General features: G+C 60.2%; 18 protein-coding genes and 1 pseudogene. 6 read left to right on the forward strand and 13 right to left on the reverse strand.

What is annotated here, in order from left to right:
• The first annotated feature begins 616 nt into the window (after positions 1–616).
• Positions 617–1,033: a universal stress protein gene (locus L0U80_RS25390; protein WP_233872356.1), complete on the forward strand. Its 417-nt coding sequence runs from the start codon at positions 617–619 to the stop codon at positions 1,031–1,033.
• A 210-nt stretch (positions 1,034–1,243) separates the two neighbouring features.
• On the opposite strand, the pseudogene L0U80_RS25395 reads toward L0U80_RS25390, so the two are convergent.
• Positions 1,244–1,900 (reverse strand): annotated as a pseudogene (locus tag L0U80_RS25395) (methyl-accepting chemotaxis protein); the annotation flags it as partial.
• Between the two features lie 160 nt (positions 1,901–2,060).
• On the opposite strand from L0U80_RS25395, the gene L0U80_RS25400 reads away from it, so the two are divergent.
• Positions 2,061–3,287: a tyrosine-type recombinase/integrase gene (locus L0U80_RS25400; protein WP_233872359.1), complete on the forward strand. Its 1,227-nt coding sequence runs from the start codon at positions 2,061–2,063 to the stop codon at positions 3,285–3,287.
• 45 nt (positions 3,288–3,332) lie between these two features.
• Here L0U80_RS25400 and L0U80_RS25405 read toward each other — a convergent pair whose 3' ends face one another.
• From L0U80_RS25405 to L0U80_RS25460, 12 genes are all read right to left on the reverse strand, one after another.
• Entirely contained in the window at positions 3,333–4,010 is a 678-nt protein-coding gene (locus tag L0U80_RS25405; RefSeq protein WP_233872362.1) for a hypothetical protein, read from the reverse strand.
• Between the two features lie 101 nt (positions 4,011–4,111).
• Entirely contained in the window at positions 4,112–4,339 is a 228-nt protein-coding gene (locus L0U80_RS25410; RefSeq protein WP_233872365.1) for a helix-turn-helix transcriptional regulator, read from the reverse strand.
• 19 nt (positions 4,340–4,358) lie between these two features.
• Entirely contained in the window at positions 4,359–4,601 is a 243-nt protein-coding gene (locus L0U80_RS25415; RefSeq protein ID WP_233872368.1) for a hypothetical protein, read from the reverse strand.
• A 69-nt stretch (positions 4,602–4,670) separates the two neighbouring features.
• Positions 4,671–5,099, reverse strand: coding sequence for a hypothetical protein (locus L0U80_RS25420; RefSeq protein ID WP_233872371.1), 429 nt, complete (start codon positions 5,097–5,099; stop codon positions 4,671–4,673).
• Between the two features lie 217 nt (positions 5,100–5,316).
• Positions 5,317–5,574, reverse strand: a complete 258-nt coding sequence (locus L0U80_RS25425) for a hypothetical protein (protein ID WP_233872374.1) — start codon at positions 5,572–5,574, stop codon at positions 5,317–5,319.
• 4 nt (positions 5,575–5,578) lie between these two features.
• Positions 5,579–6,637: a recombinase RecT gene (locus tag L0U80_RS25430; protein ID WP_233872377.1), complete on the reverse strand. Its 1,059-nt coding sequence runs from the start codon at positions 6,635–6,637 to the stop codon at positions 5,579–5,581.
• A 28-nt stretch (positions 6,638–6,665) separates the two neighbouring features.
• Positions 6,666–7,616, reverse strand: coding sequence for a YqaJ viral recombinase family nuclease (locus tag L0U80_RS25435; RefSeq protein ID WP_233872380.1), 951 nt, complete (start codon positions 7,614–7,616; stop codon positions 6,666–6,668).
• 734 nt (positions 7,617–8,350) lie between these two features.
• On the reverse strand, positions 8,351–8,824 hold the full coding sequence (locus L0U80_RS25440) for a hypothetical protein (RefSeq protein ID WP_233872383.1): 474 nt from the start codon (positions 8,822–8,824) through the stop codon (positions 8,351–8,353).
• A 3-nt stretch (positions 8,825–8,827) separates the two neighbouring features.
• On the reverse strand, positions 8,828–9,718 hold the full coding sequence (locus L0U80_RS25445; protein WP_233872386.1) for a hypothetical protein: 891 nt from the start codon (positions 9,716–9,718) through the stop codon (positions 8,828–8,830).
• Between the two features lie 43 nt (positions 9,719–9,761).
• Positions 9,762–10,091, reverse strand: coding sequence for a DNA-directed RNA polymerase subunit alpha C-terminal domain-containing protein (locus L0U80_RS25450; protein WP_233872389.1), 330 nt, complete (start codon positions 10,089–10,091; stop codon positions 9,762–9,764).
• A gap of 1 nt (position 10,092) precedes the next feature.
• Positions 10,093–10,554 (reverse strand): hypothetical protein, encoded by a 462-nt coding sequence (locus L0U80_RS25455; RefSeq protein WP_233872391.1) that lies wholly within the window; start codon positions 10,552–10,554, stop codon positions 10,093–10,095.
• Between the two features lie 5 nt (positions 10,555–10,559).
• On the reverse strand, positions 10,560–11,246 hold the full coding sequence (locus L0U80_RS25460; protein WP_233872393.1) for a hypothetical protein: 687 nt from the start codon (positions 11,244–11,246) through the stop codon (positions 10,560–10,562).
• A gap of 1,038 nt (positions 11,247–12,284) precedes the next feature.
• Here L0U80_RS25460 and L0U80_RS25465 point away from each other — a divergent pair.
• Genes L0U80_RS25465 through L0U80_RS25480 form a run of 4 tightly spaced genes read left to right on the forward strand, consistent with a single transcriptional unit; the run spans position 12,285 to position 14,659 of the window.
• The gene (locus tag L0U80_RS25465; protein ID WP_233872396.1) at positions 12,285–13,163 is read left to right on the forward strand and encodes a hypothetical protein; all 879 of its coding nucleotides are present in this window, start codon (positions 12,285–12,287) and stop codon (positions 13,161–13,163) included.
• A complete protein-coding gene (locus L0U80_RS25470; RefSeq protein WP_233872398.1) occupies positions 13,141–13,764 on the forward strand; it encodes a hypothetical protein in 624 nt (207 codons plus the stop codon). The genes L0U80_RS25465 and L0U80_RS25470 overlap by 23 nt, the downstream gene beginning before the upstream one ends.
• Complete coding sequence (locus L0U80_RS25475; RefSeq protein WP_233872401.1) at positions 13,761–14,159, forward strand: hypothetical protein; 399 nt, start codon at positions 13,761–13,763, stop codon at positions 14,157–14,159. The genes L0U80_RS25470 and L0U80_RS25475 overlap by 4 nt, the downstream gene beginning before the upstream one ends.
• A complete protein-coding gene (locus L0U80_RS25480) occupies positions 14,156–14,659 on the forward strand; it encodes a RusA family crossover junction endodeoxyribonuclease (protein WP_233872404.1) in 504 nt (167 codons plus the stop codon). The genes L0U80_RS25475 and L0U80_RS25480 overlap by 4 nt, the downstream gene beginning before the upstream one ends.
• Positions 14,660–14,690: the final 31 nt, after the last annotated feature.

Consider the following 14,690-nt stretch of genomic DNA (forward strand, 5'->3'; position numbering starts at 1 on the left):
GGACCCCAATCACGTAACCGGCTGGCATGACGCGCCAATAACGTAAAACGGCCCCTGCTTTTACGACATTTTTTCTTGTAGTGGTCTGGTGCGAACCCTGGACTCCAGTCATCGAAAGGACTGGAGAAGCCGTCTTGAAACGCAGTGCAGCGTCGGTCAGCGGAGAACGGATTACCAGCAGACAACCGGGTGCCGTGCCTCTCGTACTTCGGCGCTTCGATCCGCGACACGACTCCTGGGAACATCTCACGAAGCTGCTGCACCGTGCCTTCGCGAAGCTCGCGGCGCTCGGCCTGCACTGTTCGTGTGCGGACCAGGCTGGCATCGTCACGCGGCAGCGCGCGCTCTCGGGCAAGCAGCGCGCATGGGCCGCTGCCGGGAATCGCGATCACACGCGAGTATCCACTGCGCTGGCTCGTCGGACTGCATGCCGAACTCATTCCTGGTCTCAAGCCGTAGTGCGCGGCTTACCATGCGTTTACGCAATCTTTGCGCCGCCGTGCGCTATCTTTTCACGCTTTTGCCCGGTCGAGCGATATCGTGTTGAAAGACGCAGTAGGCGTCATTCTGTCCGAACCCGAACATATGAACGGGCCGTGGCCCAGCGAGGTTCCAGATGTTGAAACTGCTGATTCCAATCATCGACCGCAATGGCGCGCTCGAAGCGGCGCATCACGGCGCGTTCCTGTTTGCTGAGCGTTGCGTATCGGAGGTCGAGATCGTTGAAGTACTCGACGAGATGGGGCGTGACCGGAGCGCGGCGTTTCATTCGCCGGCTGACTTGCGGATCTCCGAAAAACGGGCGATGCGCGATGCGCTACTGCAAACGCGCGCGATTCTCGACGATGCGGGTGTGCCCTACACGTGGAAGCGCGTTTTTGGCCGGCCTGAGTACATCATCGCAGCCTGCGCGGAGCGCGATCACGCGGACATCGTCGTGCTCGATGCGAGCCACCTCGGCGTTTTCCGCAGATGGGGTGTGCTCTCGCGGCTGCGGCGCCTGACACATACGCCCGTCACGTTGCTGCAATGAGCCATCGGTGACGGGCCTGCGGTTAGCGTGTGACTATCCCGTTAGTAGCGGCCGCGCGTGAACTGGCGCTCGCGTCGTGTGCGAATGCCTCGAACACACCGTCCGCGTCATGCGTCTTGAGGATCATGAAATCTACTGCTACTGACCCCGGCTCGATGCGTGGTCGCTCGAACCGGGGCAGCCAACGTTTGCTGCGTGGCGCAGGAAACGTTAGAAGGTCTCCCAGTCGCTCGACGCCGATGCAGGGGAGGGCGCAGGAGCCGGAGTCGGTGCAACAGGTGCCTGCGTCTGACGCGGGCTGGCGGCAACTGCGCTAGCCTTTGGCTTCAGCTTCGGTTCGCGCGGCGCCATCGAACTAGCTGCGGGCTTGACTGCGGACCTTACCGGCTTCGCGGCAGTGGGGGCCGAAAACGTGTTTCCGCCGCCGATCCGGAACACCGCCACCACTTCGCGCAAGCCTTGCGATTGCGCGGCCATCGCCTGCGCTGCCGCCGACGCCTGTTCAACCAGCGCCGCATTCTGCTGGGTCATCTCGTCCATCTGCGAGACGGCCTTGTTGACTTGCTCGATACCCGAGTGCTGCTCTTCGGAAGCCGCTGCGATTTCGCCCATGAGGTCCGCGACGCGCTTGGCCGACACAACAACCTGATCGATGGTCGTGCCTGCTTCGTCGACGAGCTTCGAGCCCTCCACCACCTGCGCAACCGACTGGCCGATCAGTTCCTTGATCTCCTTCGCGGCGCTGGCGCTGCGTTGCGCGAGGCTGCGGACTTCGGCGGCGACGACAGCGAAACCGCGCCCCTGATCGCCCGCACGCGCTGCTTCCACGGCGGCGTTGAGCGCGAGGATGTTGGTCTGATATCCCATCTTTCTCCGCGTGGCTGGCGTAAACTACGCCTAGCCACGAAATTATCATGGCAAATCAAGTACTTACACTCCACTTGACTCCGCTACGCTTTCGCCCGGTCCGCGACAATCCGCGTTGAATTGGGGGGCCACGCGGGGGGCTGAAAACAGGGCAAATCCTATGACCAAGCTGACCGACCGGACCCTTCGCGCACTCAAGGCCGAAGACTCGCCTTTGACCGACGATCTTGTCAAGGGCCTTCGTGCAACCCCGACCCCTGGCGGCGTGAAGTGGATTCTTCGTTTCACCTCGCCCGTGACTGGCAAGCGCCGCGACGCGGGCGCGGGCGCGTATCCCGAGGTTTCGCTCGGCGAGGCGCGCGAGCGCGCGCAAGCCATGCGCAAACTCATTGCGGACGGCAAGGACCCGATTGAAGAACAGAAGCGCGAGCGCGCCGCCGCTGCGCGCGAGGCAAGCGTTCCGACCTTCGGCGAAGCCGCAAAGCAGGTCCACGCCGACCTGAAAGGCGGATGGAAGCAGACCAAGAATGTTGCGCGCTGGCTCGCGAGCGTCGAACAGCACCTCGCGCCGATCCTCGCGCGCCGTGTTGAAACGCTGACGCCTGCCGACTTCGCCGACGCGCTGCGCGCCGAATGGCTCGTCCACCCGCGCGCGGCGGCGGACGTACTCCAGCGCGCCAGCGTCATCATGCGTTGGTGTTTCGCAAAGGGCTTCGTTACGGCCGACCCTACCTCGCTTGTGCGCTCCCTGCTGGCGAAGCAGAAAACGGACGTTGAACACCATCCCGCGTTGCCTTATCGCAATGCTCCCGCGTTCGTCGCGCAACACTTCGGCGATATCGCCGCAACCGATGTACACCGCGCCGCCGTCTTCGTGCTGATTCATACTGCCTGCCGCCCCGGCGAAGTGCGCGGCATGCGCTGGGCCGAACTCGACCTGGACGGCGCAGTGTGGACGGTTCCCGCCGCCCGCATGAAAGGCAAGGCCGAACACCGCGTGCCGCTCGTTCCGCAAGTCGTTACGTTGCTGCGCCGCATGTCTGAAATGAAACTGCATGATGAATACGTGTTTCCGAACACGCAGGGCAAAAACGTAATTGCAGACGTGCGGCTCCAGGAATGGCTACAGGATGCCGATGCACCAAGCGACACGGCGGGCCGGGCTGCAACGCCGCATGGTTGCCGCTCGACGTTCAAGGATTGGGCGATTGAGAACGGTCACAGCGAAAGCACGTCAGAACGCGTGCTCGCCCACAAGGTAAAAGGACAGGTAAAGCAGGCCTACGAACGGACAACGCAGTTTGAACGCCGCGCGCAACTTATGCGCGCCTGGGCGGACTACCTGCACGGCAGGACGAACGTGATACAACTTCCTGCCGCCGCCTGAAGCAAACGCCCCGAAAGGGGCGTTCTAATTTACTTCTCTGAACATTCATTGATGCGTGATCGGTATCCCTGACGGAAATGCCAATCCCTTCAGCTGAATGAAAAATTTGAATACCTCGGCCCGTTGCCCAATTCCAAGCGGCTCTGGAATAAATCTCTGGTTGGCCGCCAAATTAAAAACAAACCTGGTAAATTCAACGATATTATCGGTTGCATATTTTAATGCTTCCGCATCCATCGATTTATTGCTGGGGTCATTGTGACGATTGAATATAGGTTCCGGGTAAAAAGGAGGGGTAATGCCGCACGCCATGACGGCACGCAGTCTGAGACTTGCTAACTGGGCCTTGTCGTATTCTTGCTGATTTACGTTGAAGTACGTATTCATCAGATCAAATATCTGTTTCGCTACTTCATGGAACATGTATACGACATCCTGGGATGCCGGAAATTCGCGTGAAACGTGATGATCGAGTATGCGCGCCAGAAGCTGGGTTCCGAGTCTGATTACTTCAAACGATTCGTCGTTTTCCCGCGTTTGGGAATCTAGAAAGATCCGTGGCCCTTCTAGTTGGAAGCGTTGTCCGGAATAGCTGTTGATCGTTCCATGCATCACCGCCAGTGGCGGTTCAAAACCCGTCTTTTCCAGGCCAATCATTGCTACCGGGGTTACGCCATCGGAAAGCTCTCTTAACAAATTCACAGCCTTCTGTATCTCACTCATGTTTGCAGATATTCCAAAATTGGTTTTTGACAATGTTCCTCAGAAAAAACATCATTGAACGTTAAAACTGAAGATGTTCAGATGCGAACGTAATGTACATACTACACGACCGGGAATTTCCCGGCCTTTCTATATAGCCACGCGCGCACGTCCGCGAGCAACCAGTTATGTGCGCGCCCGCCGATCCTGAAGCCTCTGGGGAAATCGGGGTCCGTCCGTTCAAGTCGCCGCACCGTGCGGGCGCTCACTTTCAGCAGTGCCCGCAGTTCGTCCAGACCAACGATTTTCAGGTCTTCGCAGCAGCCGGGCGGCGGGCCGTCTTCAATCATGGTTGCCCCCGCGCTCTATTCAATACCCGCTACCGATGGCGAGGCGCACCGGTTCCGCGTCCAGGCATTCGCCGCAGCGCTGCGCCTCAACCACAATGACGCCATCCAGCACGGCCGCGAGGCAAGGCGTTTGCCCGCAAACCTCGCATTGATTCCCCCAGTCTTCCCGCCATTCGATCCGGTCTTCGTCGCCGTCCGCGCCTTGCTCAGGTAACAGGCGCATGCGCAACTTTTCGTGCAGCCTCGTATTCTTCGCAGACATTGCGATACCTCCAGCGACGCGGCCGGGCTCGCGCGCGAGGCGCGGCCCGGCATCGCCGCACAACATGCCTTATGTTTCGTCCGCCTCGCTTTCGTCGCTTGCCTCGCTCGCGTCCAGCGTTGCGGGCACTTCATGTTTAAGCAACGTCACCAGTTTTGCCGTTACGCCTTCGTTGCGCGGATGCACCTGGGCACGCGCGCCGAATGCAACCGTGCCGCCTTCGCGCGGCTTCATGGTGACGCGGCCTAACGTGACCTCATCGAACGCGAGATCGTCGCGCGGCTTGCTGCCGGTATGCAGACACAGGCGCATTGCGCGCCATGTCTCCGACCAGTGCAGGGTGCCTAGGTGCGGATGGCGCACGCGTACTAGTGGCGGGCCTTCCTCGCCGTTGAACATGTCCGGGTCGTTCGCCGCTTCGAACAGCGAAGCGCGCAGCGACGGACTGAGACTGTCCAGCACTTCGCCGCCCAGTTCAAAAACGAGTTTCAAATCCACGGCGATTACTTCGTCGGGGCCGTGCTGTTCGGTTCGCAAATTTAAATGCGCAATCCTCACCGTTTGCCGCCTGAAGTCCAGCATATCTACCTCCCGTATCCGTGCCTGCCACGCCACGCCGCGCCATAACACACCTCGCCTGAAGTCGCCCCGCCTGGCCTCGCCTCGCCATGCCCGCCCATGCCTTCCCTTGCCTTGGGCAAACTGCTTACTGCAATTACGTCCTTATGCCGAACATCTCGTGAAGACATTCGCGCGCATCGCGCTTGGCCTCCACGATTTCCTCGCGGCATTGATTCATGAATGCGTTTCGCTCGTCCTCGTTTTTCAGCCTGCACGCCGTAACGATGGCGTCAAACTGCGCATGTGCGCCGATGAAAAAACACGTCCGCGCGGCCTCGCGCAACTCTGGCGGCGTATCGCACATCGCGAGAAACCCGTCCAGGCGTTGCAATCGTTCATTCAGATAGCCCATTTCGCTAATCTCCCTTTCCCAGTTCGTCGGCGCGGATGCTCAATAGCTCCGCGATTTCCTCGCGCTGCGTTGCGTCGCGGATGCCGCGCGCCAGGTCCGCCGCCTCGTTCAACGCGTCCAGCGTCTTCGCGCTCTTGATTGCTTCGGCAATCTCCGCGTATGTCGGCGCTCTTTCGCGCGCGCTCGCATGCGAACCCTTGCGCGGCCTGCCACGCGGGCGCGTGCTACTTGTACTCGCCGCAGGATCGGCGGCCGGTTCGTTCGCTGCCGGTTGCGGGTCAATCGCCTTGCCTGAGCCTGGATCAACGGCCGCGCCCGTTTCAGCGTCGAACACGTTCACGAAGTCACCGTCGATATAGGCACGGTCTCCCACGTCCGCCGCATTCGAAATTGCGATTGCGTTTTGCAATTCGATGGATTTAGGCATGTATTTCAAAACCTGCAAAAGTGGAATTTTCCGCGCATACATTTCCCAATCGCGGAACGAGTAATGTTTCGCGCCGACCTTGTTATATTTGTCGCGGTGCCGCCGTATCTTTTCGATGCGCCACACTTCGATAACAGGGAAGTGCGAGCCGTTGACGCGCCCGATTGCATAAACATGGGTCAACTTGTCCGGGTCGTCTTCAACGCCGGGGCGATGGCGCACGAATGGCGAGTCGCCCAGCGCATAATCGAATTCGTCACCCTCGAAAACCGCGCCCGTCCAAACCGTCGCCCGGCCGCTGCGCGTGACAAGATCGACAAGGCCTTTCCAGCCCGGCACGAACTGGCAAATTTCACCGTAGGGAACGAGAAAGCCCTGGCCGTCAACGCCGATTTCAAGCCCCAGCACGGCCGAAGTCATTACGCTTGCAATGATGCTTTTGGCGGTGCATTCCTGGAGTTTCGGCGTAGTGCTGAACGCCGTTACGGCGAGGCGCGCGACACGATCAACCGTTAGATGTTTGGGCAACGCCAGCGCAATCTGCGGCTTGTAGCGTTCAAGGAAATTGCTGAACGCGACAACCGGGTTTTTCTTTTCGCCGGTTGCCGCCTCACGCAATGCGGCGTTAGTGTTCATGTTGTGCCCCTCCCATGGACAGCGACAACTAAGAACGAATTTTCAAACGTAAGACCCGTATCTGCTTTGTGCGCCGGTAGCGTGCGTATAGCTCCGGGAAATCCTTGGCGAACGCCTTTTCGTCAAGCCATAAGAACGGCTGATTCTTCCAGGTTGCCAGATCGTGCCCGCCCGCCGTAAGGTACGCATTCGGGCGCATGTATTCAGCAATGCAATATTTCAAATCGTCTTCGCGATCCGTCAGTATTTTTAGCTTGTGCTTTACATCGGCCAGCTCGAACACCGCGTCGCGTATGTTGCTCGTTGCCTCGATGCGCCCGCCGTTCGATTGCTGATACATTGCATAGCAATCGTCAAAGTCGATAGGATCGGGTTCAACATCGGCCAGTACACATTCGTTCCAGAACTGCGAAACGCGCCCACGTATAGCCGCTATCGTTTCTTCGTCGCGCTCGACCCAATAGACCAGCAAATCGTCCATGCCGACCAGGGCCGCCACGATGCAGCGGGAGCGGCCTGTAATGCCTAGGCCGTGCATGAACTGGAGTCCGTAATAAGTTGGCACTTCGTCGGTCTGTTCCTGGCCCCACTGCTTCGCGGCGAAAGGGTGAACCGTTTTAGCGTCGCCCGTGGTGTGCGTGCCGTCCAGCATCAATTCGAAGTCAATTTCGCATTGCATGAACGGATACTGTTGATCGACATAACGGGCGTTCCGGCACAGCAGTTCAACCGTGTGGCCTTCGTCTTTGAGGCGGTCTATCAGCATATCGACCACGAAGGGCTCCAGCCGGTGCCCACGGTCAAAGCGCTTTTGCTGTGCTTCGGTAATTTCCACGCGGGGCGTGCGGCGCGTCTTTTCGCGCCATATGTCTAGTGGCGTTCGCCACGGGCTCACGCCGAGAATCGCGGCAACGTCCGAACCGCCTACGAACGTTGCGCGGTCAACGGCCTGAGCGTCCGCGTTTGTCGCGTCGCTCATGGTTTTATCTCCCTGATAACTGCCCGTCTTTACTGCCCGTGCCTGCCGTGCCATGCCAACCCTGTACGCGCACCACCTAGCCTCGCCACGACGGGTTACGCCTCGCCTGCCACGCCTCACCTAGCCGGGCCGTGTCCTGCCGAACCTGCCGTGCCAGTTCCGACCTTGCGCCATACCGCCACGCAAAAACGCGCCGCACCAGCCCTGGCCCATCGTCGCCTGCCTCGCCTGAACAGTCCACATACAGCCTGGCCCCTCCAGCGCTCAACTGGCCGCGCCTGCATCGCCGAAACATGCCAGGCCGGACGCTTCCCAGCCCGAAACACCGCATCATGCCTAGACGAACCCGAACATTCCGCGCCTGCCACGCCCCGCCATGCCGGGTTGTACCGCGCCGGGCCCAACCAAACTGCGACAGTCCCAGCCTGCCAAACCGTGCCGATAGCGAAGCGCCTAGCCCATCTCGTCCACAACGAGCGTTGCCTGCCGGTCCAATCCGTTAGTCGCATCGCCAACACCCATATCGCCTCAGCTATTCGCGCCTGCCTCGCCATCTCAGGCCACGCCGGGGCTTACCGTGCCAACCCTAATTCCGCCTGCCATGCCTCGCCGGACCGTTCCCTTCTTTGCCGGTTTTCGCCGCGCCATTTCCGCCCACGCAACGCCTGCCGCCCCATGCCTGACCCATCAACGCCAGGCCATGCCGAAACGCATCTGGCCGTTCACTGCCTGCCTTATGCTTCGGCACCCGAAAGAATCGCGCGCACGTCCAGCACGCCACGCAGAAGCGACTCTATCTGGTCGCTTAAATCAAGCGCGCACGCTACCCGCCGCGCACGATCCAGAGCCCCATGGACAAGCATGATTTCCGTAAGCAGCGCTTCGCGTGCCCGCTCGCGATCCGTGCGCAGCTTCGTAACCGGCACATATCCACGCGAGGCGGACGGATTGCGCACGTATGCGGGTACGCGCAGCGTTTCGGCGTGACTTTCATAAACGATATGCACGCCGCGAATCAGTTCGCGCGCCTGCTCAATCCGGTACTGGTGCGCGGCCCTTCCATCGTTCCATTCGAAATAGGGATGCAAGACTGACTCCTTGCGCGTGGCGTCGCGCACCACGGCCTCGGCGGTGAGATTGCCGCGCGCGCGGTTGCACATTGCCTGTAGATGGTCGCGGACGGAATCGGTTTGTTCGCGTGTTGTCATGACTTACTCCGGGCAGGCAAGCGCGGGTCGGTTCTTGTCGTTTGACTTGCGCACCGCATGGTTAGCCGTCGCGCGCTTCGCCGTCTTCGCTGCGTGGATCATTTCGGGCGACGGCCTGGCCTCGCCGGTAAAGCCGCGCCGCTTTAGCTCGATATCGAACCACGCGAGCAATTCAGCCGTTTCCGCGTCGTATGGCTCAGGGTTATCGAGCGCGGTCTGTTGCGCCGCACGTCCGCCCGTTTTCATGATGCGCAGGAATTCCCGGTTGTCCGGGTCCACGATGTCGAACTGTCCATAGGAGCCCGAACCCTTTTCACATCGCCAGTCACCCAGGCCACATATCACGCCTGCCGCTGCCAGCAGGTTTGCAACGGCAATGCTCTTTAGCTGCGGTTCAACGAATTCGACCGTGACCAGCGCGGCCCATTCGCGCAGGATGCAGCGCGTTCGAACGTCCGGCGTTCGATCAACGTCCGCCATTCTGGTTACACTGCATAGCACTTGCGGAATACCTGCAACCGGAACCATGGCGGCCTCGATAAAGCAAAGGCGGCCAATCTGTGCCTTCGATACGCCGCGAATTTCCAGCGCTGCATTGCGCATAGCGCCTTTGACTGCCGTGGACGGCACGGCTAGAAGTGTCGGCGATTTGGGGTCCTCGATGCGATGCGCCGCGGCGCGAAACTCCGCGAGCGGGTCATGCTTCAGCGTTTGCGCCTTGTCGGCGGCCGTCTTGCGCGGCGGCGGAAATAGCAACTGCTGCTTTGCCTTCTCGCTCAGGCGATTCATGATAAGCGGCGTGCGGCCCAGGATTGCGACCGTCAGTTCGCCGCGCTGAATGCGCAGGATATCCAGCGTTTGCGGCGCATCCTGCTTCTTTGTACTCGTCCTCATTTCAGTAATCTCCGCTCACGTTTGACCCGCGAAAGCGCGGGCCTCATTCGTCGCGTCCGCCTGTTCCAGACGCGAGACAAAGCCCCCGCGCGGCAAGCGCGGCGGTTACTTCGTTCAATGCACCACGACCGAAATTCGGTATTCGCAGCAGGTCCGCGCGCGTGCGGCGGCACAGGTCGGCAACCGAAAGCACCTCACTCTGCGCAAGCAGGTTGAATGTGCGGGGTGACAGCGCGAGCGTTGAAACGCCACGCGCTTTAATGCTTTCCGGCGACTCAACGCGCACCGCACGCGGTGCGAGCATCGCATCGATTGCATTACGTGCGCGCGCCAGGTCCGCCAGTTCGCCGGTTGTTTCGATCACGATCCGCATATCAATTCTCCGGGTGCGAGCCGGACGCGCGTGAATTGTCCGATTCATGCCGCCACGCGAGGTAGCGCACGATTTCGTCGGCGTGCAGGTAGCACCCGGCACCCATCGCGCGCAACTCGGCGTGCTTGTCCATCAGTTGTGCATCTGTCATTTCCTCGATGGGTATCGAAACCTTCGCGCCGTCTTCCTCGACCAGATACTCCTTTTGCAGGCGTTCGAAGCCCTCGAGCACTAGCTGCGAATCAGGTACTACATCGGCGCTCAACTTCACCCGGCGCAACTGCGCCGCTACAGCCTCGCGAACATACGCGCGTGCGCCAAAGCGATAAAAGTCAGCGTCGCTCCCTTCAGGCGGCTTGTGCATGCGCATAACTGCCTCGGTTATCCAGTCCGGGTGTTTGCGCCCGGTAGTTTCGGCGATAACTTTGGAAATCTCGGCCGACAGATCGATTCGGCTATACATGGCGATCACTCCGGCAAATGGTGGGCGAAGCTGCGTAACCACTCGCCGGATGCCGCGATAAACTCGCGCAACTCGGGGCGCTCGTGCGTCTGGAATGCCGCCGCGATGCGGGCGGCGTCATGCGTACTGCAATACTCGGCAAGGCGGCGTAGTGCGCCCTGCAATTCGGTTGCTGCGCGGTAGTCTTCGTGCGGGATTCCTTCGGCAACAACCTGGCCGCGTTTCTTCGTGCCCTGTTCGGCAAGTGCAGTAACCGTAGGCGGATTATTGCTTTCGACCTGTTCTTCGAAGGTTTCACGCGGGACGGCCGCCACGCGTAGCGCGGTTTTCCGTTGGCGCTCGCTCATTCCCGCCTCACGCGCTGCAATTGTGCGCGTCGCAACTTTAGGGCCGTCGGCGTCCTTAATGTTTTGATTTAAGCCGTTCGCGGGTTCGATCTGCGCAAGCAGTTCGCCGCAACGCCGCGACGCGCGCGCCTGTATCCGCATTGCCATCTTGTAGAGCCGGTCATCGCCAGCCTGGCGTGCGTAACTGGTTAGCGCCTGCATTCGGTCCGACCATGCCTTGCACTCGTCAATGCTTGCGGCGCGTTCAAGCGCGGTAACGGCTCCCCGGTACAGTTCAGGAAGGCGCGCGGTAGCGGGCGATGGCAGCGAGCCGAGGGCAGGCAGGACTATCTGGTTAGCGGTCATTGTCCGTGCTCCAGATGACGCTCCCGCCTGCTAGCGACGCGACCGTAGCCACACTTCGCGCGCGCTTTTCAATCACGATTCGCACGGCAACGCCTCCACTTCATCAAAAGCGCGGACAAAACCTCGCTATAGCCATGAATAGCCATACATAGCTATGCATAGCCTTTTCGACTAATGCGTAATGTCTGTTTCGCGAATTGGCGTGCGCCATTTTTTTGCGCTTCGCATTCGAACGCTGAGGTTTGCGTCGCGATGGACTGGAGAATAGTTCGCGCTCCGCATCTGTCCATACCGGTAAAGATATAAGCGAATGATTATGTATTTTGGGTGCGGTGCATCAATGTTAAATCTGTCCAACGCGCCTGGACAGGCACCAATTTACAGTCACTGGAAATCGCCGCGTAGCGTAGTGAAATAGCGCATAGCGGCGTACCGTCGCGCAGGCGCGTGTCCATTAAACTGCCGTTTACAAGAGTTACGCGAACGCAGGTGCAGCATTGAAAATTCAGGGTTTTTGCCTGCCGCATATGGAAAACCCTTATTCGACGTTTAGCGGCTTATTTTCACAATTGACATTTGCAGAACCGCGTAACTACGGGCAATTACTCCCGCTCGACATTTCACAATAAGAAACTGGCAGATTTGCAATAAAAGATGGCGCATTCTCGATAAATCCAGTTGTCTTGATTTTTCTGAAAGTCGCCGCCATCAAGCGAAAGCGCGATTTCGGGCTTTTCTAAGTGTTTTCGATTAATTGATTTGGAAATCAGCAGGTCTATCTTTTAACTCCGCGACAGATGCGAACCAGGCGAGGCGAGCCATGCAACACGCACGCGAGAGTTACGCGCCAGGCAACGGGCGCAAAGGTTACGCAGGTTATCCGCCGCCATTGCGCGGCACTGACACGGCGGCGGTGCGCCTCGCGCGCGTCGCAATGACGTTCGCGACAGCACGCCCGCCGTTTCCTCTCACGCGACCGCGCCAGCGCGCTAGCTCGCGCTCCCACACATAGCGGGGGCCATCATGGCGCGGTCACGGATGCTTAAGCCAACGTTTTTCACGAATGAACTTCTCAGCGGCTTACCACCGCTTGCCCGTCTGCTGTTCGCGGGGCTATGGACAGTTGCAGATCGCGAAGGGCGACTCGAAGACCGCCCGGCACGCATACGTGCCGAAATCTTCCCGTACGAACCCGATACCGATGTTGACGCGCTGCTCGACCAGCTCCACGACGCGGGCTTCATTGCGCGCTACGCGATCAACGGCGAGCGCTATGTCGAAGTAATCAAGTGGACGAAACATCAGCGCCCGCACCCGCACGAAGCGGCTAGCGAGATTCCGCGTTGCCCGCCTGAAGCAATCCGTAAGCAATGCCGTGACATTGGCGAACCAAGCAATACCACGAACGACATGCAAGGACAGAAAAAGTCGGCATGTCTGCCGGTTTCTAAGTCTTTAAGGAAGTCGGTTTCTAAGTCGGAGTCTAAGCACTTGCGTTTAGCGTTATCGCTAGAACCAGGGGTAGAGCCGCGCGAAAAATGCGATTCGCGCGGCGCTCGCCTGCCCGAAGGCTGGACGCTGCCCGACGAATGGGCCGCATGGGCGATGAATCGATGTGGGTTTTCGTCCTCACAGGCCCGCAAGGTTGCGGAACGCTTCGCGAACTACTGGCACGGATTGCCCGGCGCGAAAGCGCGCAAGTGCGATTGGTTCGCGACGTGGCGCAATTGGTGCCTTGGCGACCTGGGCCGCGAAACGCACGGGCCGCCGTATGCACCGTCTGCGCGCGACCTGCGCGAAGCGCGTAACCGCGAAGTCGTGACGGTGCTTACGGGGCGCGACCCGTGGGGACCGCCGCCCGAAGTCTTCGACCTTGCCCCTGAGGATGTTCGCCATGTTCCCGACCGGCGACACTGAAACGCGCGGCGAATGGCTGTTTCGCCACATGCTGACGCTCTACGGCTCGCGGTTTCTCGCCATGTGGCGCGACGTGGACCCCGATGACCTGAAGCGCTCGTGGACGCATCGTCTGAGCGGGCTTTCGCCCGAAGCGCTGCGCGCAGGCGTTGAAGCGCTCGCCGGTGTAACGCATCCGCCAATGCTGCCGGAATTCCTCGAACTGTGCCGCGAGTCGCGCGCGCAACGCGTAGCGACTGCCGCGCCGAAGCTCGAAGCGCTGACGCGCGCCTCGCCTGAAGTCGTAAAAGCGAACCTGAAGCTCATTCACGAAGCCATTGACGCGATCAAGAATCGCAAGCCTTCGCCGCAATGGGCCTTCGACATGATGCTGCGCGGGTACGGCAAGAACGGTGCGCCGCTTACCTACGAAACTCGCCGCATATCGATCGACGCCATGGTTTCGCCTGCTGGCCGCGCGTACTACGTGAACGGTTCGGCGGAACTACGCGCGAAGTATCGCGATGTTTTCGCGGCGGCGTTATTGACACGCGGCGAACAACTGCCGTCGCGGGAACCGGGCGAAGACGACGAACCCATCGAAAGCGAGGTGGCAACGTGATTACGTTTGAATCCGACGAACGCACGCGCGGCGAACAGCTTGTGTTACGCGCGATGCTTGAAGAGCGACCGCTCGCGCGCTGCGACTGGCACGCGCTGCGCCCCTGCGACTTCGCGCACGACCTGCACGGCCGCATTTTCCGCCACGCGGCGGGCCTTATGGCGGACGGCATCACGCCGTGGGCTTATGCAGTGTGGTGCTCGATGCGCAGCGAACGGGGCATGCCTGCAATGCAGGGCGTGGGCGATTACCTCGAATGGCTGACCACTGACGCCCCATGTTTCACGGTGCGCCGTGCTGAAGCGCTCGTCGCGTTTCTCGACGCGCTCGCCGACCAGTGGGCGGCCGAAGCGCGGGCCGAAGCCCCGGCAAAGGCGACGCGGGGCCGCAAGTGAACGCGCCTGTTCCCGCGTTGCTCCAGAAACGCGCGGATAGCCCCGCTATCGCCTTCGTGATTCGCGGGCAACCGTACAGCAAGAGTAACCGCCGCAAGGCCGTTACGCTGCGTTTCCGCGACGCTGCGGGCGAGCTTCACACACGCCCGCAGTTCATCAAGTCGGACGAAGCGCGCGCCTATGAACAGGCGGCCTTGCTGCAAATCCCGGTCGCATGTCGCGTGCGGCTAACCGGTGCATGTCGCGTGACGATCAAGGTTTTCTATTCAAGCGAACGCAGCGACCTGGACGAAAGCGTCATTCTCGACGTGCTACAGGACCGCTGGACATGGGTAAAAACGGCGGCGGGAAAGACGCGCGTGCTCGTACAGGCGGGCGTAGTACGCAACGACAGGCAGATACGCGAAAAACATATCTGGCACGGTATCGACCGCGCCAACCCACGCGCGGAAATCATGGTCGAGCCGTTGACACCGCAACAAACTGGCCTGCCGCTATGAACACGCTTGACGGCCGCGCGTTGCATATCCA

Source organism: Paraburkholderia adhaesiva (genome assembly GCF_021390575.1).
GTDB classification, from domain to species: Bacteria; Pseudomonadota; Gammaproteobacteria; order Burkholderiales; family Burkholderiaceae; genus Paraburkholderia; species Paraburkholderia adhaesiva.